This is a genomic window from Streptosporangium sp. NPDC023825 (genome assembly GCF_040639575.1).
Classification (GTDB): Bacteria; Actinomycetota; Actinomycetes; order Streptosporangiales; family Streptosporangiaceae; genus Streptosporangium.
The window spans coordinates 91,481-116,165 of sequence record NZ_JBFAAE010000014.1 but is presented as its reverse complement, the minus strand read 5'-3'; the positions used below and the strand labels follow the sequence as shown (position 1 = coordinate 116,165).

Annotated in this window: 22 protein-coding genes and 1 riboswitch; of the genes, 9 read left to right on the top strand and 13 right to left on the bottom strand. The window is 69.1% G+C overall.

Going from position 1 to position 24,685, the window contains the following annotated elements; all coding sequences use genetic code 11:
* Positions 1-284 precede the first annotated feature (284 nt).
* The 6 genes from AB0G15_RS15550 to AB0G15_RS15525 all read right to left on the bottom strand — a co-directional run bounded on the left by AB0G15_RS15550 (position 285) and on the right by AB0G15_RS15525 (position 6,476).
* On the bottom strand, positions 285-566 hold the full coding sequence (locus tag AB0G15_RS15550) for a metal-sensitive transcriptional regulator (RefSeq protein ID WP_362839530.1): 282 nt from the start codon (positions 564-566) through the stop codon (positions 285-287).
* A gap of 18 nt (positions 567-584) precedes the next feature.
* Positions 585-1,661: a glycosyltransferase gene (locus AB0G15_RS15545; RefSeq protein ID WP_362839527.1), complete on the bottom strand. Its 1,077-nt coding sequence runs from the start codon at positions 1,659-1,661 to the stop codon at positions 585-587.
* Entirely contained in the window at positions 1,658-2,452 is a 795-nt protein-coding gene (locus AB0G15_RS15540) for a hypothetical protein (RefSeq protein WP_362839679.1), read from the bottom strand. Before AB0G15_RS15540 ends, AB0G15_RS15545 begins: the two co-directional genes overlap by 4 nt.
* Positions 2,453-2,620: 168 nt before the next feature.
* On the bottom strand, positions 2,621-4,771 hold the full coding sequence (locus AB0G15_RS15535) for a (Fe-S)-binding protein (RefSeq protein ID WP_362839525.1): 2,151 nt from the start codon (positions 4,769-4,771) through the stop codon (positions 2,621-2,623).
* A gap of 257 nt (positions 4,772-5,028) precedes the next feature.
* Positions 5,029-5,670 (bottom strand): TetR family transcriptional regulator, encoded by a 642-nt coding sequence (locus AB0G15_RS15530; RefSeq protein WP_362839522.1) that lies wholly within the window; start codon positions 5,668-5,670, stop codon positions 5,029-5,031.
* On the bottom strand, positions 5,667-6,476 hold the full coding sequence (locus AB0G15_RS15525; RefSeq protein WP_362695241.1) for a sugar phosphate isomerase/epimerase: 810 nt from the start codon (positions 6,474-6,476) through the stop codon (positions 5,667-5,669). Before AB0G15_RS15525 ends, AB0G15_RS15530 begins: the two co-directional genes overlap by 4 nt.
* Before the next feature lie 162 nt (positions 6,477-6,638).
* On the opposite strand from AB0G15_RS15525, the gene AB0G15_RS15520 reads away from it, so the two are divergent.
* The 7 genes from AB0G15_RS15520 (at position 6,639) to AB0G15_RS15490 (ending at position 12,424) form a co-directional block, all read left to right on the top strand.
* Positions 6,639-7,337: a class I SAM-dependent methyltransferase gene (locus AB0G15_RS15520; protein WP_362839519.1), complete on the top strand. Its 699-nt coding sequence runs from the start codon at positions 6,639-6,641 to the stop codon at positions 7,335-7,337.
* A 95-nt stretch (positions 7,338-7,432) separates the two neighbouring features.
* Complete coding sequence (locus tag AB0G15_RS15515; protein ID WP_362695247.1) at positions 7,433-7,813, top strand: MerR family transcriptional regulator; 381 nt, start codon at positions 7,433-7,435, stop codon at positions 7,811-7,813.
* Positions 7,810-8,124, top strand: a complete 315-nt coding sequence (trxA, locus tag AB0G15_RS15510) for a thioredoxin (RefSeq protein WP_362839517.1) — start codon at positions 7,810-7,812, stop codon at positions 8,122-8,124. The genes AB0G15_RS15515 and trxA overlap by 4 nt, the downstream gene beginning before the upstream one ends.
* 91 nt (positions 8,125-8,215) lie before the next feature.
* A complete protein-coding gene (radA, locus tag AB0G15_RS15505) occupies positions 8,216-9,619 on the top strand; it encodes a DNA repair protein RadA (RefSeq protein WP_362839514.1) in 1,404 nt (467 codons plus the stop codon).
* 120 nt (positions 9,620-9,739) lie between these two features.
* The gene (gene disA / locus AB0G15_RS15500; RefSeq protein WP_362839511.1) at positions 9,740-10,825 is read left to right on the top strand and encodes a DNA integrity scanning diadenylate cyclase DisA; all 1,086 of its coding nucleotides are present in this window, start codon (positions 9,740-9,742) and stop codon (positions 10,823-10,825) included.
* Positions 10,826-10,961: 136 nt separating this feature from the next.
* Positions 10,962-11,711, top strand: coding sequence for an AraC family transcriptional regulator (locus tag AB0G15_RS15495; RefSeq protein WP_362839508.1), 750 nt, complete (start codon positions 10,962-10,964; stop codon positions 11,709-11,711).
* 56 nt (positions 11,712-11,767) lie between these two features.
* On the top strand, positions 11,768-12,424 hold the full coding sequence (locus AB0G15_RS15490) for a dihydrofolate reductase family protein (RefSeq protein WP_362839506.1): 657 nt from the start codon (positions 11,768-11,770) through the stop codon (positions 12,422-12,424).
* 135 nt (positions 12,425-12,559) lie between these two features.
* On the opposite strand, the gene AB0G15_RS15485 is transcribed toward AB0G15_RS15490, so the two are convergent.
* On the bottom strand, positions 12,560-13,231 hold the full coding sequence (locus AB0G15_RS15485; RefSeq protein WP_362839503.1) for a hypothetical protein: 672 nt from the start codon (positions 13,229-13,231) through the stop codon (positions 12,560-12,562).
* Positions 13,232-13,374: 143 nt separating this feature from the next.
* Between AB0G15_RS15485 and AB0G15_RS15480 the strand changes: the two genes are divergently transcribed.
* Positions 13,375-14,250: an A/G-specific adenine glycosylase gene (locus AB0G15_RS15480; protein WP_362839500.1), complete on the top strand. Its 876-nt coding sequence runs from the start codon at positions 13,375-13,377 to the stop codon at positions 14,248-14,250.
* Positions 14,251-14,447: 197 nt separating this feature from the next.
* Here AB0G15_RS15480 and AB0G15_RS15475 read toward each other — a convergent pair whose 3' ends face one another.
* From AB0G15_RS15475 to AB0G15_RS15455, 5 genes are all read right to left on the bottom strand, one after another.
* Positions 14,448-15,398, bottom strand: a complete 951-nt coding sequence (locus AB0G15_RS15475; protein ID WP_362839497.1) for a TIM barrel protein — start codon at positions 15,396-15,398, stop codon at positions 14,448-14,450.
* Positions 15,399-15,752: 354 nt separating this feature from the next.
* Positions 15,753-18,260, bottom strand: coding sequence for an ATP-dependent Clp protease ATP-binding subunit (locus AB0G15_RS15470; RefSeq protein WP_344744009.1), 2,508 nt, complete (start codon positions 18,258-18,260; stop codon positions 15,753-15,755).
* 279 nt (positions 18,261-18,539) lie between these two features.
* Positions 18,540-18,872, bottom strand: a complete 333-nt coding sequence (locus AB0G15_RS15465; RefSeq protein ID WP_012895497.1) for an Lsr2 family protein — start codon at positions 18,870-18,872, stop codon at positions 18,540-18,542.
* Between the two features lie 1,289 nt (positions 18,873-20,161).
* A complete protein-coding gene (locus tag AB0G15_RS15460) occupies positions 20,162-21,268 on the bottom strand; it encodes an RDD family protein (RefSeq protein WP_362839494.1) in 1,107 nt (368 codons plus the stop codon).
* Positions 21,269-21,496: 228 nt separating this feature from the next.
* Positions 21,497-22,150, bottom strand: coding sequence for an amino-acid N-acetyltransferase (locus AB0G15_RS15455; RefSeq protein ID WP_362839492.1), 654 nt, complete (start codon positions 22,148-22,150; stop codon positions 21,497-21,499).
* A gap of 336 nt (positions 22,151-22,486) precedes the next feature.
* Positions 22,487-22,632, top strand: a riboswitch (cyclic di-AMP (ydaO/yuaA leader).
* Positions 22,633-22,724: 92 nt separating this feature from the next.
* Here AB0G15_RS15455 and AB0G15_RS15450 point away from each other — a divergent pair.
* The gene (locus AB0G15_RS15450; protein WP_362839489.1) at positions 22,725-23,687 is read left to right on the top strand and encodes an NlpC/P60 family protein; all 963 of its coding nucleotides are present in this window, start codon (positions 22,725-22,727) and stop codon (positions 23,685-23,687) included.
* Positions 23,688-23,768: 81 nt separating this feature from the next.
* Here AB0G15_RS15450 and AB0G15_RS15445 read toward each other — a convergent pair whose 3' ends face one another.
* On the bottom strand, positions 23,769-23,969 hold the full coding sequence (locus AB0G15_RS15445) for a LuxR C-terminal-related transcriptional regulator (protein WP_030905642.1): 201 nt from the start codon (positions 23,967-23,969) through the stop codon (positions 23,769-23,771).
* Between the last annotated feature and the right edge of the window lie 716 nt (positions 23,970-24,685).

The following is a 24,685-nucleotide window of genomic DNA, read 5'->3' as shown; positions in this document are numbered from 1 at the left end:
AGTGGGTGTGGGCTGCGGAAGGAAGGACGACGCGGTGGGGCACGACGACCTGGACTCTAGGGTCCACGACCGTGTCGCGTTGGACGAGATCGCGCTCTATGCCGAGGTGCTGTCCGCCGTCGCCATCAGCGAACGGCCCCTCACCTTGGTGGAGCTCGACAACGCGCTCGGATTGAGCGCTTCGGCTGTTTGCTGAAGCCTCGGGAAGAACCGTTTCCAAGACCTGGTCCCGGACCCTCCGACGGGGTCCGGGACGTGGTCGGAAAAGATAGTCATGTGACTAGTCACGAACGGACGAGACGGGCGATCGCGGCCGATGCCTCCTTGACCTTCTCCTGCGCCTCCGGCCCCCCGGCGTTGACGGCGTCGGCGACGCAGTGCCCGATGTGGTCCTCCAGCAGGCCCAGCGCCACCGCCTGGAGCGCCCGCGTGGCGGCCGAGACCTGGGTCAGCACGTCGATGCAGTAGGCATCCTCTTCGACCATCCGCTGCAGGCCCCTGATCTGTCCCTCGATGCGCCGCAACCGGGCCAGATAAGCCTGCTTGTCACCGCTGTACCCATGCATGTCCCAACGGTACCGGTGTCAGGCGCGGCGGGACGCGGCCGCGATCAGTTTCTCCCAGCGGCCGGCCACCGAGGACGCGTCGTGGTCGGCCGCGACCTCCAGGGCGCCCGCGGCCAGCCCCCTGCGCCGTCCCTCGTCGTCGATGAGCGCGAGCAGCGCGGACGCGTACGCCTCGATCTCGTCCTCTCCCTCGGCGACCAGCACCCCATTCCGCCCGTCGGCCACGAACTCGCCCGGCCCCCGGGGGCCGTCGAACGCGATCACCGGCACCCCGCTGGCCATCGCCTCGATCACGGTCATCCCGAGCACCTCCGTCCTGGAGGTCGTCGCCACGATCGACGCCTTGGCGAACTCGCCGGTCAGGTCGGAGGTCGTCCCCATGAAGTAGACGTGGTTGTGCAGGTCGAGGTCGCCGACCAGGGCGCGCAGGCGCTTCTCCTCGGGGCCCCCGCCGTACAGGCGCAGCCGCCAGTCGGGGCGCTTGCCCGCGACGACGGCGAACGCGCGGATCAGCCGGTCGTGGGCCTTCACCGGCACCAGGCGCCCTCCCGCGGCGACGATGCGGTTGTCCATCCGCGAGCGCGGCCACGGCCCGGCCGGCAGCGCGTCCGGGATCACGCCGACCGGGACGTCCCCGCCCAGCAGGTGGTCCCACTCCTGCCGGCTCGTCTCGGTGGCGGCGGCGACCGCGTCCAGGCGCGGGTAGAACTTCCTGATCGGCCCGGGCACCGGCGGCCGGCCCCACTCGCGGGCGATCCGCGTGACGTCGCGCGGCACGTGCCTGGCCACCTGGACGCTCAGCCCCGGCCGGGTGCTGATGAGCACGTCGGCCCGCAGCCCGCGCAGCCGCCGCCAGAGGGCGACCTCGGTGCGCATCTGGCCCCGCGGGAGCAGGTGTCTGACCCCCGGCTGGGCGTCGACCACCCAGGAGAGCCTCACGCCGGACGCCACCGGGAAGAACGGTTTCTCCCGGTGGCGGCGGACGCTGATGATCTCTACCTCGTGACGTTCTGCCAGCTCCCCCGCGAGGTTGACGATCGAGCGGACGTCGCCGCGCATGCCGTACACGGAGGGGGTGAGCAGGCAGATCCTCACCCGCCGACCTCGATCCTGAGCTCGTCGTCCGCCGTGTAGCAGGGCCGGATCGGCACGCCGTCGATCTGCGTGGCGGGATAGTGCAGGCGGCGGCGCTTGCCGTCGACGTCGTCCAGCCGGGAGCCCAGGCGGAGCGGCGTGGCCACGCCGCGCACCTCCAGCGAGGGCTCCCAGGTGCCCGTCTGGTCGGGGGCGGCGGCGAGCACGTCGCACAGCGAGAGCGCGGCGTGGAAGCGCACGCCCTGGACCGTTGCAACGGAGGTCAGCTCCGCGTCGGGCCGGCTGCGGCGCAGGGCGAGCTTCGCCTCGTGCCGGGCCTCGTCGTCGTCGAGACCGGTGAAGGCCAGCAGCCCGGTGACCTCGAAGCGTCCCTCCCTGAACCAGACGGAACGGACCTCCGCCGCCGGCTGGGCGTCGTCGACCTTCAGGGCGAGGAAGCCGTTGCGTGTCCGGTAGGCGCGGTAGGCCAGCGTCCGGCGGCTCAGCGCGTACGCGTCGAGGTGGTCGAGGGAGAACCCGGGATCGACACTGCGCAGCCGCGTGCGCGCCGTGCCCTGTTGCAGGTAGGTGTCCCAGCGGCCGGGACCGAGTTCGAGCGGCGCGAGCGAGACCGCCAGCTCCGCCTCGCGCATCCGTACGTCCGGCGTGCCCAGCGGCACCCGGCTCTCGACCGAGGTGGCCCGGTTACGCAGGACCAGTTCGGTGCCGTCGGCCAAGGGTTCGTCGACGGCCAGCCGAAGTGAGAGAACATCGGCCAGGGTAACCTCGGCATCGCTGACGACGACGGGCATCGTCAAGCCCCCTCCCCGTTGAATGAGCTACGCGACGTTGAGGTTACCGTGATTTTCCCGTTATGTGGAGAAAGGTTTTCGGACCTGACGTCCTTTTCCCGGTGGCTTGACCATATGTCAGAGGGAACATCGGGAAGATGTCCCCTCTGACAGGTCACCGTCCGTATGTCAGGACGTCTCCACTGGCTGGCCCTTGATCGACTTGATCAGCAGCTGGGAGACGTCGACGACCTCCAGCGTCTCCTTGGCCTCGCCCGCGTTCTTCTTCTCGTTGATCGAGTCACCGAGCATGACCAGGCAGAACGGGCAGGCCGTGGAGATGGTGTCCGGCTCGGTGGTCAGCGCCTCGTCCACGCGCTCGGTGTTGATGCGCTTGCCGAGCCGCTCCTCCATCCACATCCGCGCGCCGCCCGCGCCGCAGCAGAAGCCGCGGTCCTTGTGGCGGTGCATCTCCTGGGTCTTCACCCCGGGCACCTTGGCCATGATGTCGCGGGGCTGGGAGTAGACCTTGTTGTGGCGTCCGAGGAAGCACGGGTCGTGGTAAGTGATCTTCTCCTCGATCGGCGTGACCGGGACCAGCTTGCCCTCGTCCACGAGCTTGGCCAGCAGCTGGGTGTGGTGCACCACCTCGTAGGTGCCGCCGAGCTGGGGATACTCGTTGGCGAGGGTGTTGAAGCAGTGCGGGCAGGTCGCGACGATCTTCTTGACCCCGGCCTCGTTCAGGGTCTCGATGTTCTGCTTGGCCAGCATGTCGAAGAGATACTCCATGCCCAGGCGGCGGGCCGGGTCACCGGTGCACGCCTCCATCGGGCCGAGCACCGCGAACTTGACGCCCGCGACGTGCAGCAGCTCCGCGACCGCCTTGGTGGTCTTCTTCGCCCGGTCCTCCAGGGCCCCGGCGCAGCCGACCCAGAAGAGGTACTCGGTGTCGTCGGGCATCTTCTCGTCCACGAGCGTGACCTCGATGGGGTCGACCTCGCGGCCGGCCAGCTCCTCGATCCAGTCGGCCCGCTTCATCTCGGACATCCCCCACGGGTTGCCCTTGTTCTCCAGGTTCTTGACCATGACGCCGGCCTCGGACGGGAAGTTGGACTCCACCATCGCCTGGTAGCGGCGCATGTCGAGGATGTGGTCGATGTGCTCGATGTCGACCGGGCACTGCTCGACGCAGGCGCCGCAGTTGGTGCAGGACCACAGCACGTCGGGGTGAATGACGCCGTCCTCGCCGACCAGCGGCTTCTCCAGCAGGGCCAGCACGTCCTCGTGGAGGCCCGCGCGCTCCTCCTGGGTCGCCATCAGGTACGGCGCGACCTTGAAGGCGTGGTCGCGCTGCTCCAGGATCAGCATCTTCGGCGACAGCGGCTTGTCGGTGTTCCAGGCCGGGCACTGGTCCTGGCAGCGTCCGCACTCGGTGCAGGTGTAGAAGTCGAGGAAGCCCTTCCAGGTGGTGTCCTCGATCTTGCCCCGGCCGAGCCTGTCGCCGTCGAGCTCCTCGTCCTCGAAGTCGACGACCTTGCCGTCGATCCGCATCGGCTGGGCCGGGCCGTTGCCGTCGGGACGCCGGGAGAACGCCACGTTCAGCGGCGCGGTGAAGATGTGCAGGTGCTTGGAGTTCACCACGATCACGAGGAACACCAGCATGACGCCGATGTGCAGGAGCAGGCCGACGTGTTCGAGCATCTCGTTGGCCGAGGCCCCCAGCGGGCGCAGCAGGGCGGCCGCCGCGTCGGAGGCGAACGCCCCCGAGGCGTACGGCAGGTTGCCGGTGTTGGCGGCGGCCCCGCGGAAGAGGAACATCGTCCAGATCACGTTGAAGATCATGAAGAGGACGAGCCAGGCACCGCCGAGGTGCGACCCGGAGAAGCGGGACCTGCGGCCCAGCTTCTTCGGCGAGTTCTTGATCCTGATGATCGCGAAGGCGAGAAGGCCGAGCAGGGCCGCGACCGCGATGAAGTCCTGCAGGAAGCCCAGGACCGCCCACGTCCCGACGAGCGGGATGTGGAAGTCGGGGGTGCCGGTGACGGCCCCCTGGATCAGCGCGCCGTACGCCTCCAGATAGACGGTCACCAGGATGAAGAACGCCCACATGACGAAGAAGTGCGCGACGCCCGACGCCGTCCACTTCAGCAGCTTCCGCTGCCCGAAGACCTCGACCAGCTGGGCCTTGATCTCCTCCCCCAGGTGAGTCCTGGCGTACGCGACGCGCTCGGGCGCGGCGGGCCCGACGGTGGCGAGCTTGTACAGGAACAACACGCGGCGCGCGGCAAGCGCGACCGCGACGGCTGTCATGACCAGCCCGATGATCGCTACCCAGAGCACGGGTCCTCCCACAGACGGCGTTGGCTGCCAGCGTACGACCGCCGATCATCCACGATGACAAGGGGTCTCCACGAATCCTACCGATGAGTAACTTCGCTTCGCACCGGGACCCGCGGCGACCGTGGTCACCCTATGGTCAACACCGTTCCCAGAACAATGCTCTGTACGCCTCCGGATGACATCGGAGTGACCCGGGAGGACCCGCGGGACGTGCCGGGGGCGTGACCGCGCCTCCGGGACACCAAGGGCGGGAGGGGTTATCGGGGCGGGTCGAGATAGCCCTGGATCGTGGGTGTGAGCAGTTTCACCAGGTCCTCGACGTCCACCGAGGCCAGCGGCTCCAGCTTGAGGACGTAGCGCACCAGCACCACGCCGAACATCTGCGCGAACGCCGCCTCCATCCGGACCGGCGGGACGTCCAGGGCCTCCCCGACCCGGCCGAGGAGCGCCTGGCCGAGGAACTCGCGGATCGTGGCGACCATCTGCTCGTTGGTCATCGCGGTGCGGACCAGCGCCAGCACCGGCTGGCGCGCCCCGTCCTCCGCGATGATCGTCAGGATGAGCCTGACCAGCCGCTCGGCGGCCTGCTCGCGGGGCCCCGCCATGACCGCGGAGAGGACGACGTCGGGGGTGATCGGCAGGTCCATCGCCTCGACGAACATCCCCTCCTTGCCGGAGAAGTAGTGATGGACCAGCGCCGGGTCCACCCCCGCCTGCCGGGCGATGCCCCGGATGGTCGCCTTGTCGAACCCCTTCTCCGCGAAGGTCTCGCGCGCCGCCGCGAGGATCTGCCCCCGCGTGTCGGCCGACCCCGGCCTGCGCCCCGGACGCCTCCTGACCTCGGAGGATTCAGAAGGCTCAGGAGATTCCGAGGACTCACCCGTGGAGAGCTCGCTCATGCGGGGGTGGAGGCCGCGAGGTGCAGCCGGGCGAAGGCCAGCGCCTCCGCGAGGTCGTCGATCCGCTCGGAGCGGCTGGCCGCCTTGCGCGTGTTGATCTCCAACACGACCAGCCCGGAGTATCCGTTGCCCGCCATCCGCTCCAGGATCGGCGCGCACGGCTGGCCGCCCCGCCCGGGAACCAGGTGCTCGTCCTTGTTCGGCACCCCCAGGCCGTCGGCCAGGTGCAGGTGGGCGAGCCGGTCGCCGAGCTTGGTGAACATCTCCAGGGCGTCGGACCCGGACACCGCCGTGTGCGACAGGTCCAGCGTGACCTGCGGGAAGTCGTAGTCGACCGGGTTCCAGTCGGGCGCGTAGGGGACGACCTCGTTGCCCCTGGCCTTCAGCGGGAACATGTTCTCCACCGCGAAGACCACGTCGGTCTCCTCACGCATCCTGGCCAGGCCGATCTCGAAGTCGCGCGCGTAGTCGCGCTGCCAGCGGAACGGGGGGTGCACCACGACCGTCCTGGCGCCGACCCGCTCGGCGGCGCGCTGCGCGCGCTGGAGCTTGGCCCACGGGTCCTTGCCCCACACGCGCTGCGTCACCAGCAGGCACGGCGCGTGGATGGCCAGGATCGGCAGCTGGTAGTGATCCGACAACCGCTCCAGGACGTCGACGTCCTGGCTCACGGGGTCGGCGCCCACCATGATCTCCACACCGTCGTACCCCAGGCGCGCGGCCAGCTCGAAGGCGTCGGGAGTACGTTCGGGATACACCGACGCTGTGGACAGCGCGATCTTCGCGCTGGATACACGGACGCTCATACCGCTTCCTCGTCTCCGGCTCGGAGCGCACACTCGCGAACACCGCCGGGCCGACCGGCCCCCTCGCTCAAGTCGCTCACCTTTGCCAGCCTAAGCGGGTCCGGAGAGCAGTGCTGTCCGCCACCACCGGCGCGGCCGAGATCACACCATTACGGTGAAGGCATGCCGAGGTTCTTGAGGGGCGCCATCCCCAGCCCCAACATCTGGAACACCCCCCAAACGTACGAGCTGGAGAACCGGGCGGTGGACCCCGAAGGGCGCGCCGAGGCCGCGATGTCGGCCATCCGGTCGTGGACCGGGGCGACGGTCCTCGACATCGGCTGCGGCACCGGTTACCACCTGCCCGCCCTCGCCGCCACCGCCACCCGCGTGATCGGCGCGGAACCGCACGAGGACCTCGTCCAGCTGGCCAGGCGCCGCTGCCGCACCCTGCGGAACGTCGAGGTCCACGCCGCCACCGCCCAGTCCCTCCCGCTGCCCGACGCCTCCGTGGACGTGGCCATCGCCCGCTGGGCGTACTTCTTCGGCCCCGGGTGCGAACCCGGCCTGGCCGAGCTCTCCCGGGTGATGCGGCGCGGCGGCGCGGCCTTCGTGATCGACATCGACACCACCCGCGGCGCCTTCGGCCGCTGGTTCGGCCAGTCCATCCCCGCGTACTCGGCCAGGTCCGTCGAGAACTTCTGGAGCCGCCAGGGCTGGCAGACGGACAAGCTCGACCTGCGCATGTCCTTCGAGCGCCGCGCCGACCTGGAGGCGGTGCTCCGCATCGAGTTCACCCCCGCGGTCGCCGAACGGGCCATCGCCGAGACCCCCGGCCTGGAGATCGCCTACCCCAACCTGCTGCGCTGGAAGCTGTTCTGACCTTCCCGCGGACCCGGCCGGCCGGGAACAACGGGGCGGGCGCTTGACCTTGACGTTGATGTCAAGGTTTATCGTCGTGTCATGGGGAGGGCCGGATGCGGATCGGTGAGCTGGCGCGGCGGGCGGGTGTCAGCACCCGGGCGCTGCGCTACTACGAGCAGCAGGGGCTGATCACGGCCCGGCGCTCGGCCAACGGCTACCGGGAGTACGGGGAGGCGGATCTCAGACTCGTCTCCGAGATCCGTTCGCTGCTCGCCGTCGGATTCACCCTGGACGACGCCCGCCCGTTCGTGGACTGCCTGCGGGCCGGTCACGAATCCGGGGGGTCGTGCCCGGAGTCCGTGGCCGTCTACCAGCGCAAGCTGGCGGAGATCGACGACGAGATCCGCGCGCTCCTCACCCGGAGGGCGGAGGTGGCGGCCCAGCTGACCACGGCCTGCCCAGGATGCGTACTGAGGAAAGTGGGAAAACCATGATCACATTGACCGCGGAGAACTTCGACGAGCAGGTGCTGCGGAGCGACAAGCCCGTCCTGGTCGACTTCTGGGCCGAGTGGTGCGGGCCGTGCAAGATGATCGCGCCGGTCCTGGCGGAGATCGAGGCCGAGTACGGCGACCGCGTCACGATCGCCAAGCTCAACGCCGACGACTACCCCGAGATCACGGCGAGGTACGGCGTGCTCGGCCTGCCCACGCTCAACCTCTACAAGAGTGGCGAGGTGGTGCAGCAGATCAAGGGCGCCAAGCCCAAGCGCGCGCTCCTGGCCGACCTCGAAGGCCACATCTGATCCAGCGCCGCCGTCCCTCCCTGCGACTTTCACCCGGTACGGCATGCCGTACCGGGTGAAAGTTGTCGGGCCCTGCCGGTAACGTGCGGCCATGGCGAAGAAGGCTGGTGGCTACCGCTGTGCCGAGTGCGGGTGGCAGACGGCCAAATGGGTGGGGCGCTGCGGCGAGTGCCAGGCCTGGGGCACGGTCGAGGAGGAGACAGCGGCCGCGGGGGCGCGCGTGGCCTCCGCCGGCGCGGTCTCGGCGCCCGCGGTGCCGATCGGCCAGGTCAAGGCCGAGGTGGCGCACGCGCGCGGCACCGGGGTGCCCGAGCTCGACCGGGTCCTCGGCGGCGGCCTCGTCCCCGGGGCCGTGGTGCTGCTCGCCGGCGAGCCCGGCATCGGCAAGTCGACCCTCCTGCTGGAGGCGGCGGCCAAGATCGCCCGGCAGCAGACGGTCCTCTACATCACGGGCGAGGAGTCGGCCGCCCAGGTGCGGATCAGGGCCGACCGGATCGGCGCGATCCAGGACCGCCTCTACCTGGCCGCCGAGACCGACCTGGGCGCGCTGGTCTCGCACGTCGAGAAGGTCCAGCCCGACCTGCTCATCGTCGACTCGGTGCAGACGATCGGCTCCACCCAGGCGACCGGTGTGCCGGGCGGGGTGACCCAGGTCAGGGAGGTCGCGGGAAACCTGGTGCGGCTGGCCAAGGAGCGCGGCATGGCCACGGTGCTGGTCGGCCACGTCACCAAGGAGGGCTCGATCGCCGGCCCCCGGACCCTGGAGCACCTGGTCGACGTCGTGCTTCACTTCGAGGGCGACCGGCACTCCCGGCTCCGCCTGGTCCGCGCGATCAAGAACCGCTACGGCCCGGTCGACGAGGTCGGCTGCTTCGATCTTCACGAGAACGGCATCGAGGGCATCGCCGACGCCAGCGGCCTGTTCGTCTCCCACCGCACCGACCCGGTGCCCGGCACGTGCGTCACGGTCACCCTGGAGGGCACCCGGCCGCTGCCGGCCGAGGTCCAGGCACTGGTCGCCAGGACCGAGGCACAGCAGCCGCGCCGCTCCTCCTCGGGGCTCGACACCTACCGGGTGACGATGGTCCTGGCCGTGCTGGAGCGGCGGCTCAACGCCAAGCTGGGCGGGTGCGACGTCTTCACCGCCACCGTCGGGGGGATCAAGCTCAGCGATCCCGCGGTCGACCTGTCGGTGATGCTGGCGGTCGCCAGCGCGGCCGGCGACAAGGCGCTGCCCTCCGGCCTGGTGGTGCTCGGCGAGGTGGGCCTGGCCGGAGAGCTGCGCCCGGTGCGCGACGTGCGGCGCCGCCTGTCGGAGGCCGCCCGGCTGGGTTTCACCCGGGCGCTGGTCCCCGCGGGCTCCCTCGACACGGGCAAGAAGCGCAACGGCGACCACTCCCTGGTCCCCATGGCCGGGCGTGGCGCGCCCTTCGCGCCCGGATTCGACGTCGTCGAGGCGGAGAACGTCTGGGATGCCCTCACCCACGTCACCTGAGCCCGCGCCCCGGTCCCGTGGCCGTCACAGGCGCCGCACGGCGAGTGGCATCCACCGATTCCGGGCCGCGCGGAGCCTTCGCCGGTAAGCTGACCGTTATACGCAGACCACGGGGGTCATGTGGCAGCAACCTACAAAGGGCTCGACGAACGCCGCAGAGCCGTCCTGGCCGCGGTCGCACCGGGCACCGCTCTGCGCGACGGGCTGGAGCGCATTCTCCGCGGGCACACGGGTGGCCTGATCGTGCTGGGATACGACAGCACGGTCGAGGAGATATGCAGCGGCGGCTTCGAGCTGGACGTCGAGTTCTCCGCGACGAGGCTGCGGGAGCTGGCCAAGATGGACGGCGCCATCGTCCTCAACGCCGGCGACCTGCGGATCGTGCGGGCGGCCGTGCACCTGATGCCGGATCCGTCCATCCCCACCGACGAGTCCGGCACCCGGCACCGCACCGCCCAGCGCGTGGCCCTGCAGACGTCGCTGCCGGTCATCTCCCTCAGCAAGTCCATGCGGATCATCGCCCTCTACCTCGACGGCATCCGCTACGTGGTGGAGGAGTCGGCGGTCATCCTGTCCAAGTCCAACCAGGCCCTGGCCACGCTGGAGCGCTACAAGCTCCGCCTGGACGAGGTCTCCGGCACGCTCTCGGCGCTGGAGATCGAAGACCTGGTCACGGTCCGTGACATCGCGGTGGTCGCCCAGCGGCTGGAGATGGTCAGGCGCATCTCCGAGGAGATCGCCGGTTACGTGGTCGAGCTCGGCACCGACGGCCGGCTGCTCTCCCTGCAGCTGGACGAGCTCGTGGCCGGCACGGAGAGCGACCGCGAGCTGATCGTGCGCGACTACCTGCCCGTGGCGGGCCGACGGCCGCGCAAGTTCGCCGAGGCGCTGCACGAGCTCGACCAGCTCTCCTCCGCCGAGCTGCTCGATCTCTCGGTCGTCGCCCAGATCCTCGGCCACTCGGGCAACGACGCCCTGGAGACCCCGGTGAGTCCCCGGGGCTACCGCCTGCTGGCCAAGGTCCCGCGCCTGCCGAACACGGTGGTCGACCGCCTCGTCGACCAGTTCGCCAGCCTGCAGAAGCTCCTGGCGGCCAGCATCGGCGAGCTCCAGGAGGTGGGCGGGGTGGGTGAGGCCAGGGCCCGCCACATCCGCGAGGGCCTGTCCCGGCTGGCGGAGTCGTCCATCCTGGAACGCTACGTCTGAGGTCCCCTCGGTCCGCCGCGGGGACCCTCGGGCGGCTGGCCCCGTTTTCCGCACGTCGAAGTGATTGAAGATCGCGGGTTCCTCTCCTCCGGCATTTCGATCCTCGTTGTCCGTTTCTCTATGCTCCAGGGGAAATTTGAGCGGATTGGAGGTCGAGGAGGCCATGGCCCTGCGGTTCGAGCATCGCGACACCGAGATCGGCGCGAGCGTCGTCGACCGCGTGTGGCGCACCCGTAGCGACGCCGAGGACACGATGACGTCCGCGGCGCGCACCTGCTGGCATCTGATCCTCTCGCGGAGGCGGGGACGCCTGCTCGCCGGCCTGCGCGGGCCGGAGACGAGGGCGACCATCGCGCCGGTTCCGCCGGACACCGAGTTCCTCGGGGTCCGGTTCGCGCTCGGCACGGTTCTCCGGCCGCATCCCGCGGGCTCGATCATCGACGGGAACGTGCCGTTCCCGGTGACGGACTCGGGCAGGGTGGTCATCGGCGGCGATGACTGGGAGGTGCCGACGTACGAGAACGTCGAGCACTTCGTCCGGCGACTGCAGGACGCGGGGCTGCTGGTGCGATCAAGCCTCGGGGAGGAGGAGCGCGGGCATCCCGGGGCCGGCCCGACCATGCGTACCCTTCAGCGTCGCTACCGCGCGGCCACCGGACTGTCGCGGACCGCCGTGACGCAGATCGACCGCGCGAACGCCGCGGCCACGATGCTGCGCGACGGCCACGGCTGGCGCGCGGTCGTGGAGACGCTCGGGTACTTCGACCAGGCCCACCTCGCACGCGCGCTGCGTCGCTACGTCGGGCGCACCGCGCGCGAGCTGCAGGCGGGCGAGCATGCCACGATGTCGTTCCTGTACAAGACCCACTCCGCGCCTGGCAGCTAGCGTCTGCATGCCGGCCGGCCCCGGCCGGTGTCCGACCCGAACCCCGGAGGGGAAACGTGCTGCTCAGCGTCAACATCTTCGTCAGCCTCGACGGCGTCGTGCAAGGACCCGGAGCCCCCGACGAGGACCGCTCCAACGGCTTCGACCGCGGCGGATGGCTCGTCCCGCACGCCTCGGCGCACACCAACGAGGTCGTCGAGAGCTGGTTCCGTGAGGCCGACGCGTTCCTGTTCGGCCGCACCAGCTTCGGTCTGCTCGGCGGGTACTGGCCGAAGGTCACCGAACCCGACAACCTGATCGCCACCAAGCTCAACACGCTGCCGAAATATGTTGTCAGCTCGACGCTGACCGACGAGGAAGCCGACTGGAGCCCTACGACGGTCCTGCGCGGTGACGTGGTCGACGAGGTACGCCGCCTCAAGGGGCTTCCCGGCAAGGAGCTCCAGGTTCACGGGAGCTGGATGCTGGTGCAGACCCTGCACCGGGCAGGGCTCGTCGACGTCTACCGGCTGCTCCAGTACCCGGTCGTCGTCGGGACGGGGAAGCGCCTGTTCCCGGACGGATCGATGCCCGCGACGTTCGCGACCGTCGAAGAGAGCTCGCGGCTGCCCGGCGGCGTCGTCTCGCTGACGCTCGAACCCGTGAGCCTCGGCGCGATCTCCGCGGGCGAGTACGCCGTGGACGAGGGACGTTCGGTGACGGTCCTCGACTGACCGCGAAGGGACGGCGCCAGCCGCCCGGCGGTCGGCGACGATCACCGGCGGGACGCGGGATGCCGGCCTGGTGATCCAGTTGGACATCGATCCACGAGATCTCCGCGGAAGATCACTCACGTGCGGAAAACGGGGCTAGCGGAGGTGGAAGACGGCCTTGCGGCTCCTCAGGCCCGAGGCGTGGACCACCGCGACGTAGGTGCCGGGCAGGGCGGCGGCGCGGTCGGCGGCGCAGTCGTCACCGGAGCGGCGGCGGTCCCACACCAGCTCCTTGACGTACGGGATGCCGCGTTCGAGCTCGCGGACTCTGGTGGCCTCGCCGCTGACGCAGTCGGAGGACGACCACACGCGGTCGTCGCCGGAGGTGATGCGCACCTCCATCGCGCGCGGCCCCACGTCGGCGGTGCACATCACCTTGCCGACGTTGACGAGGGTGAGGACGAACCGGGGGCGGATGCCCGCCGGATAGACCGTCCCCTGGCCCTCCATGCTCAGCACGAGCTGCGGGGAGACGCAGGGCTCGCCGGGCCGCCTGGGCCTGGCGGACGCCTTGGCCACCCCCGGTGAGGGCGTCGGGCTCGCGGACGGCGTGGGGATGACCGTCACGGTCGGCAGGACGGCCGGCAGCGGGTCCAGGGCCTCCTGCCGGGCGGCCGGGTTCCTCTCCCTGACGTCGTCCGGCCCGCTCGTCGACGAGCAGGCCCACGCCACGACGGCGACCACCACGAGCACACCGACGAGCGCGGCCATCCGGCGCCGCCAGTAGATGTCGACTCCGATGTCGCTACGGAACGTGTCGGGATCCATACGCTCAGTATGGTTAGTCCTCGCGAGCCACAGCGGGCGACCCGCCGCTTCCGGCCTGTTTCGGCCGCCGGACACGGGGCGGGGACGGGTGAAGGCAGGTGAAGACGGGCCAAGAGGGCCCGGGGCCCCACTATCGTCGAAAGGTGCCCGAGTCGAACCGCTTACTCGAACCCATCCTCGACTGGTATGCCAGCAACGCCCGTGACCTTCCCTGGCGGACGCCCGGCGCCTCCCCCTGGTCGATCCTGGTCAGCGAGATCATGCTGCAGCAGACTCCGGTGGTCAGGGTGCTGCCCGTCTGGACCGAGTGGATGGAACGCTGGCCCACGCCCGCCTCGCTCGCCCGCGAGTCCCCCGGCGAGGCCGTACGCCACTGGGGCCGCCTCGGCTACCCCCGCCGGGCACTGAACCTGCACGCGTGCGCCCGCGCGATCACCGACCGGCACGGCGGCGAGGTCCCCACCGACCACGACGCGCTGCTGACGCTTCCCGGCGTCGGCGAGTACACCGCCGCCGCGGTCGCCAGCTTCGCCTTCCAGGGCCGTCACGCGGTTCTCGACACCAACGTGCGGCGGGTCCTGGCGCGGGCCGTCAGCGGCCAGGAGTACCCGCCGAAGGCCACCACGCCCGCCGAGCGCCGGCTCGCCACCTCGCTGCTCCCCGACGCCGACCGCGCCCCCGTCTGGGCGGTCGCCGTCATGGAGCTGGGCGCCCTGGTCTGCACCGCCCGCGCCGCCCGCTGCGCCGACTGCCCGATCAGCGACCTGTGCGCCTGGCGCCTGGCGGGCAAACCGGCCTACGACGGTCCGGCGCGCAAGGGCCAGACGTACGCGGGCACGGACCGCCAGTGCCGCGGCCGCCTCCTCGCGGTGCTGCGCCAGGCCCACGGCGCCGTACCGAAGGAGGCTCTCGACGTGGTCTGGGACGACGCCCCGCAGCGCGAGCGCGCCCTCGACGGCCTGGTGGCGGACGGCCTGGCCGAGGTCCTCGACGACGGCGCCTACCGCCTCCCCGGCTGAACGATCCGATGGCGGACGACCTGAGCGAGATCCACGACGACGGCGCCCACCGCCCCCCGGCTGAACGATCCGATGGCGGACGACCTGGCCGAGATCCACGACGACGGCGCCCACCGCCTCCCCGGGCCGAGACGGCGCGGCCCCTCTCCCGGCCGGACCCGGCGAGTCTCCCGGCCGGGCCCTGCGAGCGCGGGAGCTCAGGCGGCGAGGCGCAGGCCGAGGGCGGTGAGGCTGGTGCGAGCCCAGTCGAGCTCCTCGGCGATCATGCTGACCAGGGCGCCGGGGCCCCTGGTCCTCAGCGGCACGGCCAGATCGTGGGTCTCCACCTCGATGTGCGCGGTGCCGTTCACCGCGCCGGAGAGCATCGCGGTGAGGGTGTCCTCCAGCACCGGGCGGGTGCTGGGCAGCTCCTGGCAGGCGGCGGCCATGTGGTTGTGCACGTGGCCGAGCTTCACCACCGGGGCTCCGGTGTCGGCCAGGCCCCGCAGCGCCGCTCCGGGCTCCTCAGAGCCGCCCGCGAGGTAACAGGCGTCCAGGCAGATCCCGAGATGCTCGGAGTCGATGCCGCCCACCCGGTCGAGGGCCTGCTTGGTGGTCTCCAGCACGCACCCCGGCCACGGTTCGAAGCCGACCCTGATCGTCTTGCCGGTGACGCTGTGCAGCCCGCGCAGCTCGCGGGCGAGGCGCTCCAGCCGTCGCGAGGCGATCGAGTGCAGGTCGGCCGGCCAGTCGCGGCGCCAGCCGATGGGGATGGTGGAGATGCTCCCGAATCGGACGTCCTGCGGGAGCAGGAAGGCCAGGATCTTGGCCAGGGCCATCGTGTAGCGGTAGCGCTCGGGCTTGGCCCAGTCGGGACCGGGGACCTCCTGGTTCCTGCCGCCGGTGCCGTTGAGGCTGACGACCTCAAGGCCGCGCTCCTCGAGGGAGCGGCGCAGGCGCACCAGCTCGATCCTGTCGGCGGTGAGATGGTCGGCGACGCTCGGGGAGAGCCAGAGGCCGACCCCCATGCGCTCCACCCCGAGGCGCTTGCGCACCGGCACCGCGTACCGCGTCAGGTGCGCGATGAGGTTCTCCAGATCCTCGGCGGGGTGCACGCCCGCGTTGTAGGCCAGGTGAACGAGCGTCCCGTCCTCGTGCCGTAAACGCATGCGTGCCTCCAAGGCGTGCTTTCCGTGTAAGCGTCCCGATGGCCCCGCGCCGGTCGTCGACGCCTGCCGGGAGCCCGACCCGGTCGTCCGAAGCATCCCGCGCGGGCACCGACCTCCGCGTCACTCCCGGAGCTGATTCCTCGGTACGTCGCTGGGCTGACCTCGATACCGCTCTCACCGCAGTCCGTACAACGTTGAGATCATCTGGGTGGGATCGACCGAACTCGCTCTACAGAGTGTAGTACTACCTGTCGTGGCGAGATACCGTCTTTGGTAACAAATAAGCAGACCCCGCAGTGAGTCTCCTCACTGCGGGGTCTGCTCCCTGCTTGATCAGGCCATGCCCGGCCGGTCCTAGTTCTGGATCGGCTCCGCGATGGCGGCGGCCGAGTCGGGAACCTGGTCGACCGGCGCGTTCTCACCGATGAAGGTGAACTTCGCGTTCTCGCCCTCGCCCTCGATGCCGATCTTCACGATCTGGCCGGGACGGAGCTCGCCGTACAGGATCTTCTCGGACAGGGTGTCCTCCAGCTCGCGCTGGATCGTACGACGGAGCGGGCGGGCGCCCATCACCGGGTCGTAGCCACGGTCGGCCAGCAGCTGCTTGGCCTCCTGCGTGAGCTCCATCCCCATGTCGCGGTCCTTCAGACGCAGGCCCACCTGGGCCAGCATCAGGTCGACGATGCGGATGATCTCCTTCGGCGTGAGCTGGTGGAAGACCACGATGTCGTCGACACGGTTGAGGAACTCCGGCCGGAAGTGCTGCTTGAGCTCCTCCTGGACCTTGGACTTCATCCGGTCGTAGTTGGACTCGGCGTCGTTGTTCTTCGCGAAGCCGACGCCCTGACCCTTGGAGATGTCGCGGGTGCCGAGGTTCGTCGTCATGATGATGACGGTGTTCTTGAAGTCGACCACCCGGCCCTGGGCGTCGGTCAGGCGACCGTCCTCCAGGATCTGCAGCAGCGAGTTGAAGATGTCGGGGTGGGCCTTCTCGATCTCGTCGAACAGGACGACCGAGAACGGCTTGCGCCGCACCTTCTCCGTCAGCTGCCCGCCCTCCTCGTACCCGACGTAGCCGGGAGGCGAGCCGAACAGGCGGGAGACGGTGTGCTTCTCCATGAACTCCGACATGTCCAGCATGATCAGCGCGTCCTCGTCCCCGAACAGGAACTCGGCCAGCGCCTTGGACAGCTCGGTCTTACCGACACCGGACGGGCCGGCGAAGATGAACGAGCCACCCGGACGGCGCGGGTCCTTCAGACCGGCGCGCGTACGGCGGATCGAGCGGGACAGACCCTTGATGGCGTCGTCCTGACCGATGATCCGCTTGTGCAGCTCGTCCTCCATGCGGAGCAGCCGCTGGGACTCCTCCTCGGTGAGCTTGAAGACCGGGATGCCGGTGGCGGTCGCCAGGACCTCGGCGATGAGCTCCTCGGTGACCTCGGCGACGACGTCCATGTCGCCGGCCTTCCACTCCTTCTCGCGGCGTTCGCGCTTGAGCTGGAGCTGCTTCTCCTGGTCGCGCAGCGCGGCGGCCTTCTCGAAGTCCTGCGCGTCTATCGCGGACTCCTTGTCGCGCCGCACGTTGGCGATCTTCTCGTCGTACTCGCGGAGGTCCGGCGGCGCGGTCATGCGGCGGATGCGCATGCGCGAGCCGGCCTCGTCGATGAGGTCGATCGCCTTGTCGGGCAGGAACCGGTCGCTGATGTAGCGGTCGGCCAGCTGGGCCGCGGCCACCAGGGCGCCGTCCGTGATGGAGACGCGGTGGTGTGCCTCGTAACGGTCGCGCAGGCCCTTGAGGATCTCGATCGTGTGGCTGAGGCTGGGCTCGGCCACCTGGATCGGCTGGAAGCGCCGCTCGAGCGCCGCGTCCTTCTCCAGGTGCTTGCGGTACTCGTCGAGGGTGGTGGCTCCGATGGTCTGCAGCTCGCCTCGGGCCAGCATCGGCTTCAGGATGCTGGCGGCGTCGATCGCGCCCTCGGCGGCACCCGCGCCGACGAGCGTGTGGAGCTCGTCGATGAACAGGATGATGTCGCCTCGGGTGCGGATCTCCTTGAGGACCTTCTTCAGCCGCTCCTCGAAGTCACCGCGGTAGCGGGAACCCGCCACCAGGGCGCCCAGGTCGAGGGTGTAGAGCTGCTTGTCCTTGAGCGTCTCCGGCACCTCGCCCTTGACGATCTTCTGGGACAGGCCCTCCACGACGGCGGTCTTGCCGACGCCGGGCTCGCCCACCAGGACCGGGTTGTTCTTGGTCCGGCGGGACAGGACCTGCATGACCCGCTCGATTTCCTTCTCCCGGCCGATGACCGGGTCGAGCTTGCCCTCGCGGGCGGCCTGGGTCAGGTTGCGACCGAACTGGTCCAGCACAAGGGAGGTCGACGGCGCGGCCTCGGTCGGGCCGCCCGCGGCGGCCGGCTCCTTGCCCTGGTAGCCGTGGAGCAACTGGATGACCTGCTGCCGGACCCGGTTGAGGTCGGCTCCCAGCTTCACCAGCACCTGGGCGGCGACGCCCTCGCCCTCACGGATGAGGCCGAGCAGGATGTGCTCGGTGCCGATGTAGTTGTGTCCTAGTTGCAGGGCTTCGCGGAGCGACAGCTCAAGGACCTTCTTGGCACGCGGGGTGAACGGAATGTGCCCCGACGGCGCAGACTGACCCTGGCCGATGATCTCCTCGACCTGCTGACGCACACCTTCAAGACTGATGCCGAGGCTCTCCAGAGCCTTGGCGGCAACGCCTTCACCTTCATGGATCAAGCCAAGAAGAATGTGCTCCGTACCGATGTAGTTGTGGTTGAGCATCCGGGCTTCTTCTTGAGCCAGGACGACAACCCGCCGTGCGCGGTCGGTGAACCTCTCGAACATCTCGTCGCTCCTCACAGAGCGGTCAGGCAGGTCCGGGATATCCGAGCCCTGTCATCCCGCATGGTAGCCCCGACCCGGCGACCGCTCTATGCAGAAGACGTTCCCCGAGAGCAGGGCGTTCACCCTCCATCCAACTACTTACGAGGGGTGGGATGTTCCCGCTACGCCGCAAGCGAACGACGTTTGTCTGTCGGCGAAACGCATCATGCGGTCATGGCCGCCACCGGACCCCACCGTGACCGCCATAACCGCATGATTCACTCGATCTGCTGCACCGATCTAGTGAGCCGCTTCGTACTGCTCGACGATCTTGGAGGCGATTCGACCGCGCTCGCTGACATTGAGGCCGTGAGACTTCGCCCACGCCCGGATGTCGGCGCTCTTCTCTCGCGTAAGCGCCCGCGCTCCGCCTGCACGGCGGCGACGGGGAGCCAGGGCGCCGGACCGGCGGGCGCTCTGCACGAAAGGCGACAGGGAGTCACGGAGCTTCTTCGCGTTAACGTCACTCAGGTCAATCTCATAGCTGGTGCCGTCAATCGCGAAGGCGACAGTCTCATTGGCCTCGCCCCCATCGAGGTCGTCGATGAGAATCTCCTGGATCTGCTTGGCCATCTACACAATCCTTTCGCGGGTATTGTTTCATTCGCAAGCTAAACATATACCCGCGATCGAAGAGCGGCAATTCCAGGAGCCCGGCGATTCTCACAGGCAACCGAGACTCGCAGTCGAGCCTCCTGTGGATCAGCTCTTCTGCGACTCCGGGCCGGGCCGTTTTGCCGGACGCCGGCCGGCGGCTTCACTCCGAAGTAGCTTGACGACTCCGAAGATGAAGGCCCCGCCGACGATCGCCGGGGGTATCAACGCGGACAATACGTCGTACATTCGTCCTCGCTCCGCACCGTGGTGGCTTTCTGGGGACCATGGAAATGTGGCGACGACTCCTGGGCCGCGCAGGCACGCCCGATCGGTCTGGAACCGCCCACAGATGACCATAGCGCCACCGGCCGGCGACACGTGTCAGCAGGGGCGACCATGTCCGTCTCTCTCCAGCCTAATGCTTCTCTCCAGCCGCCTTACCGGTTGCGGTCGTAAAGCCGCGAGGAAAAACCGACAGGGCGATCTGGTGATCATCGCCGTCTCCGTAATACCAATGCCCGCTGGGTTCCCGGCCGCCGCACCATCGACCTCATCGCGACGAAACCCCTGTTGAGAGGGCTGGCCCGCCGGGACGAACGGCACCTTGCCGTGGAGCCGGAGATCGCCGCGAGCGGGTTCGTCACGGGAATGCCCTCCGTCGGCGGAACGCCCGGACGGAGAGTCGCTCGCTTCATCACCCCGGTGTGAGCCGATGTGACGCAAGCGTATGGAACAAGACGGATCTTCAACACTTTCTCGCCAAGAGTACGACCCGCTCTGGCACGGAGTACATAGTCGTAGACCGTATAACCACCAAACACGATGGGCCCCTAGGACAACCCCGCCAACACCACGCGTCCCCGATCCGGATCCGCAAGAAGGCCTTCACCGGCCGTCCCGAACGCGCCGCGGAAGGCGAAGAAGAGAATCCGGCACGGGATCGCCGAGGATGCCGGAGGCACGACGGATCGACCATTCGGTGAGTAGTGCGCGAACCCCCGACGGCGGCGGATCCGGCATTGACGCCTCATAGGAGACCCACGGGCGCCGGTGAGCCCGTTGTGGGCACCGTACGCGAATATTCCGACGCGCGGGGCGAGACTCGGTCATAAGTTCCCCCGCGTTGCCCGGGGCGTGGCAAATGGTTTTGCCCTTCCGTGACCCGGGCCCCGGGACCCATACGGTGCCCCTAACGCCCCTCGTTTTCTTGCCTGTACGCGAAAACGGGGCCGGCGGTTCAACCGCCGGCCCCGTTATTCGGGGAACTACTTGATCTTGACGACGACCGTCTCGGCCACCTTGTCGTGCAGGGTCTGATGCAGCGGCTTGTCCCACAGCTGCCACAGGATGTTCACGAGGTAGAAAATGCTGGCCACGTATGTCAGGACCGGGACTCCGTACAGGGCGTAGGGCCCCCAGAGCACACCGGCACGCTTGAGCGCCACGTTGGAGCTGAGCCCACCGGGCGGCAGGGCCCCGCCGACCGGCACGACCTTGATGCCCATGACCATCTTGCCGACCGTCTGCCCGCCCCGGCTGAGCATGAAGAACTCGTAGGCCACATAGATGGCCCCGGTGAGCAGCGAGCTGAGGATTGCGGCGAGGACGTAGCCGGTCCCCCCCGTGGAGACACCCGTCTCCATGTTGAAGGCGAAGGGCGTCACGACGATGGCGGCGATCACCGCGTTGATGATGAGAAGCGGGATCACCAGGATGATCCCGTCGATGATCCTCGCCAGCAGGCGCTGCCACCACTCGGCGAGCGGGGCGGGAGCCCCGGGAGGACCGCCGTAGGGCTGGCCGTAGCCCTGCTGCCCGTACGCGGGCTGCTGGTGGCCGTAGCCCTGCTGCCCGTAGTCGGACTGCTGGCCGTAACCGGGCTGCTGGCCGTACTGCTGCTGCCCGTAGTCGGGCTGCTGGCCATAGCCCGGCTGGGGCTGCTGCTGCCCGTATCCGGGCTGCTGGCCGTACCCCTGCTGCTGGCCGTACCCCTGCTGCTGGCCGTAGCCCTGCTGCTCGTGGGAGGACTGCTGGCCGTAACCGGGCTGCTGGCCGTATCCGGGCTGCTGCCCGTACGCGCCGGTCCCGCCCTGCTGGCCGTACCCCTGCTGCTGGCCGTAGCCCTGCTGCTCGTGGGAGGACTGCTGGCCGTATCCAGGCTGCTGCCCGTACGCGCCGGTCCCGCCCTGCTGGCCGTACCCCTGCTGCTGGCCGTAGCCCTGCTGCCCGTAGTCGGGCTGCTGGCCGTAACCCTGCTGCTGGCCGTATCCGGGCTGCTGCCCGTACGCGCCGGTCCCGCCCTGCTGGCCGTATCCGGGCTGGCTCTGCCCTGGGCCGGTGTTCGGCTGTGAGGCCTCCGACCTGTACCCCACGACTGTCACGTCAGGGTCGAGTTCGCCAGGGGCTCGACCCGCGTTGTACTGTCCGTAATCCGGCTGCCCCGACGGTGTGCGATCGCGGTCGGGATCATCCTGTGGATACGGCGGCTGTCCGGTGCTCACCGCGTCACCTCACTTAGACTGCGCATGTGGCAAATGTCAGACGCACATGCATGCTGCTGCACAAGGTATCGACATAGGTATCAACAGTCACCTTTCCGATCAGTCAGCTCTAAAGTCACCAGAGTCGGGCTCGCGTGTCAGGTGCAGCAGCATCCGGGTGTTTCCCAAGGTGTTGGGCTTGACGTGTTCCAGCTCGAGGAACTCCGCCACACCCTCGTCATAGGAGGCGAGAAGTTCGGCGTAGACCTCCGGGGCGACGGGCGTGCCCTGGATCTCCCGGAATCCGTGCCGGGCGAAGAACTCGACCTCGAAGGTCAGGCAGAAGACCCGCCGCAGGCCCAGCTCCGCGGCCGTGCGAATGAGCGCGGAGACGATCCGGTGGCCGATTCCCATTCCCCTGCGGGTCGGATCGACGGCGACGGTGCGGATCTCGGCCAGATCCTCCCAGAGGACGTGGAGGGCCCCGCAGCCGATCACCTCCCCCTCCGCGTCGGTGGCGACCCAGAACTCCTGGACGTCCTCGTACAGGGTGACGGTGGCCTTCTCCAGCAGGCGCCGGCCGGCACCGCCGTAGGTGTCGACGAGCCGCCTGACGGCCCGCACGTCCTGGGTGCGGGCGCGGCGGACCGTGATCTCGGCGCCCGCCCCCTGCCCGGGCGAACCCCGCTCCGCCCCCGCGGACCCGGCGCGCCGCTCCCCGTCGCCGGAGGCGCGAACGGCCGGCACGGGAGAATGCTCAGCAAGCTGCTCCATGACCGTTCAGCGTACGTCCTCACCGGTCTTCAATTACGGCTCACCCTTAACTCGCAGCTCGAAGACCGCACATGACCCTTGGCAGTCGCTTTACCACTCTCGGTGTGCGGCACCTCTCATGTGCCGCAGCTCACCTTTGGCACGGTCCCGGACCTGGGAAGACCTCCGCCACACCCGTCACACGAGAAGCAAAGGCAGCGTAATGGCCATGTTGATCATTTTGAGGTGTGATCTTTTCGTGACACCTCGGTTGCGAAACCTCTACTGAATTCGCAGTTCTGGTTGAGCAGGAACCACGGGTGCACTAATCTCCGTGCTCGATGTCAGAGACGTAAAAAGCCTGACCCGCCGAATCTCCCGCGGGGGAACCGGGGACCCACCACGTCCTCCGGGGTGAATCCGAGTGCCACCGGCGCACCCGGTAGGGCTGCCTCCGGCCCGAACCCGTCAGCTAACCCGGTAGGCGGCCGAGGAGAGGAGCCTGTTGGTGAAGCGCACGCGCGACCGCGGAGGAAAGCATTCGGGCCACGAGGCCCGCGCTCGAGGACGCGCGCCGCGAGGGCTGCGCCGTCGCATGGCGGTCGTCGGCCTGGCATTCGCCACCCTGACCCTCGGCACCCCGCTGGTGGCCGCCACCGCGGACCCCGAGCCCAGCCTCCAGCAGCTGGCCAAACAGGCCGAGAAGCTGCACCAGGAGATCGGCGTCCTCGCGGAGCGCTACAACGGCGAGCGGGTCAAGCTCAAGCAGGCCCAGCGGGCCGCCGAGAGCGCCAAGAAGACCCTCGCGTCGAGCGAGTCCGAGCTGGCCTCCCGTCGCACCAAGGCCACCCTCCTGGCGCAGAGCACCTACATGTCGGGCGGCCTGAACTCCGGGCTCGCCTTCACGCAGGCCACCGATCCCGACACCTTCCTCGACCAGGCCACCACCAACTACGCGCTCCAGCAGCAGCAGAGCGAGGAGGTCGCCCAGGTGAGCCGGGCGATCGAGGCCGCCGAGCGGGCCCAGGCCAGCGCCAAGGCCAGGACCGCGGAGGTCAAGAAGCTTCTGGCGGAGATCGACGGCAACCGGACCAAGATCGAGCGGTTGGTCGACCGGGTCGAGAGCGACCTGTTCAGCGAGGTGCGCACCAGGGCCGTCAGCAACAGGGGCGCCCGGGTGAAGACGAACGTGCCCATCGTCGGCAGCGGCAAGGCCGCGGAGGCCACCCGCTGGGCGCTCACCCAGCAGCTGAAGCCGTACGTCTGGGGCGCCGAGGGGCCCAACTCCTTCGACTGCTCCGGCCTGGTCATGTGGGCCTACCAGAAGGTCGGCATCAGCCTGCCGCACTACACCGGCGACCAGTGGACCGCGGGCACCCACGTATCCAGGAAAGAGCTGCGCCCCGGCGACCTGGTCTTCTTCTACAGCGACCTGCACCACGTCGGGATCTACATCGGCGCGGGCCTGATGGTCCACGCCCCCCAGACGGGTGACGTCGTCCACATCACCACGATCGACAACCGGCCCTTCGTCGGAGGCGTCCGCATCGCCGCCTGAACCGGCGTCGGCGACCGGGTCCGCGGGCGTGTCCGGCCCGCACGCGTGTCCGGCCCGACCTGCCGGACACGCGGCGGTGCGTCAGATCAGGCGGCGGCGGGCCGCCCAGGCCACGGCCTCGATCGCCGTGGCGACGCCGATGCGGTCGCAGATGCCCCTGAGCCTGCGCCTGACCGTCCGGCCGCTGATGTCGAGGCGACGCCCTACCCGATCGACCGTGACACCCTTGGCGAGCTCGGCCAGCAGCACGAGGTCGTCGTCGCTGAGACCGATATCGCTCATGCCCAGGGGGCTGTCGCCATGGCGTGAATCCACTTCTGGATATGCCATCAAGAGTCACTCCCCCCACTCTGGAAACCGGGTGCGAGACGCCGGAAATGAATACCGTCCGCCAGGAACGGTAAACGCCTTGTTCAAAGGTCGTCAAGTTCCACTCTTCATAGCGTGCGTCCAGTATTGACATAGCAGGCGCTACGTGAAGTACTCATGATATGTCAGTGCCTTTGCGGCTATGTCATGATCAAGCCCAGGCACGAGCCGGCAGGCGTCCCTGGCTGCGACGACCGAAGTCCTGGCAGAACAAGGTTTCGCCGGAACCGCCGCCCCGCCGGGCACCCCGAAGCCGCCCCCTCGGGGATCCGGCCCGCCCGCATTTCTCGGGAAAAATTGATCTCTTCCCGGCGACCATGTCCTCACCGCCTTGACGGCACACCACGGATAACGCGGAAATATGAGGGTCAAGAGTGGAGCTTTGCGGCATTCGCGAAGTGCCACGTGGCGACGACGGAACGTCCGGGCGATATTGGCCCTACTGGAAAGGGATTTCTGCACCATACGGAAATGCGTCCGATATTGCGCGGGATCATGGGTTCAACGGCCGTCTCCCACCCGCCGGGTGCGCCCGGGCGCCTCGGCCGCCTCCGCGGGGAACCACCCCGACCCGTGAGGGTCGGTGAGGGCGCTTCGCTCGGGGACCCCGGGGCGCTCGCACGGGGAAC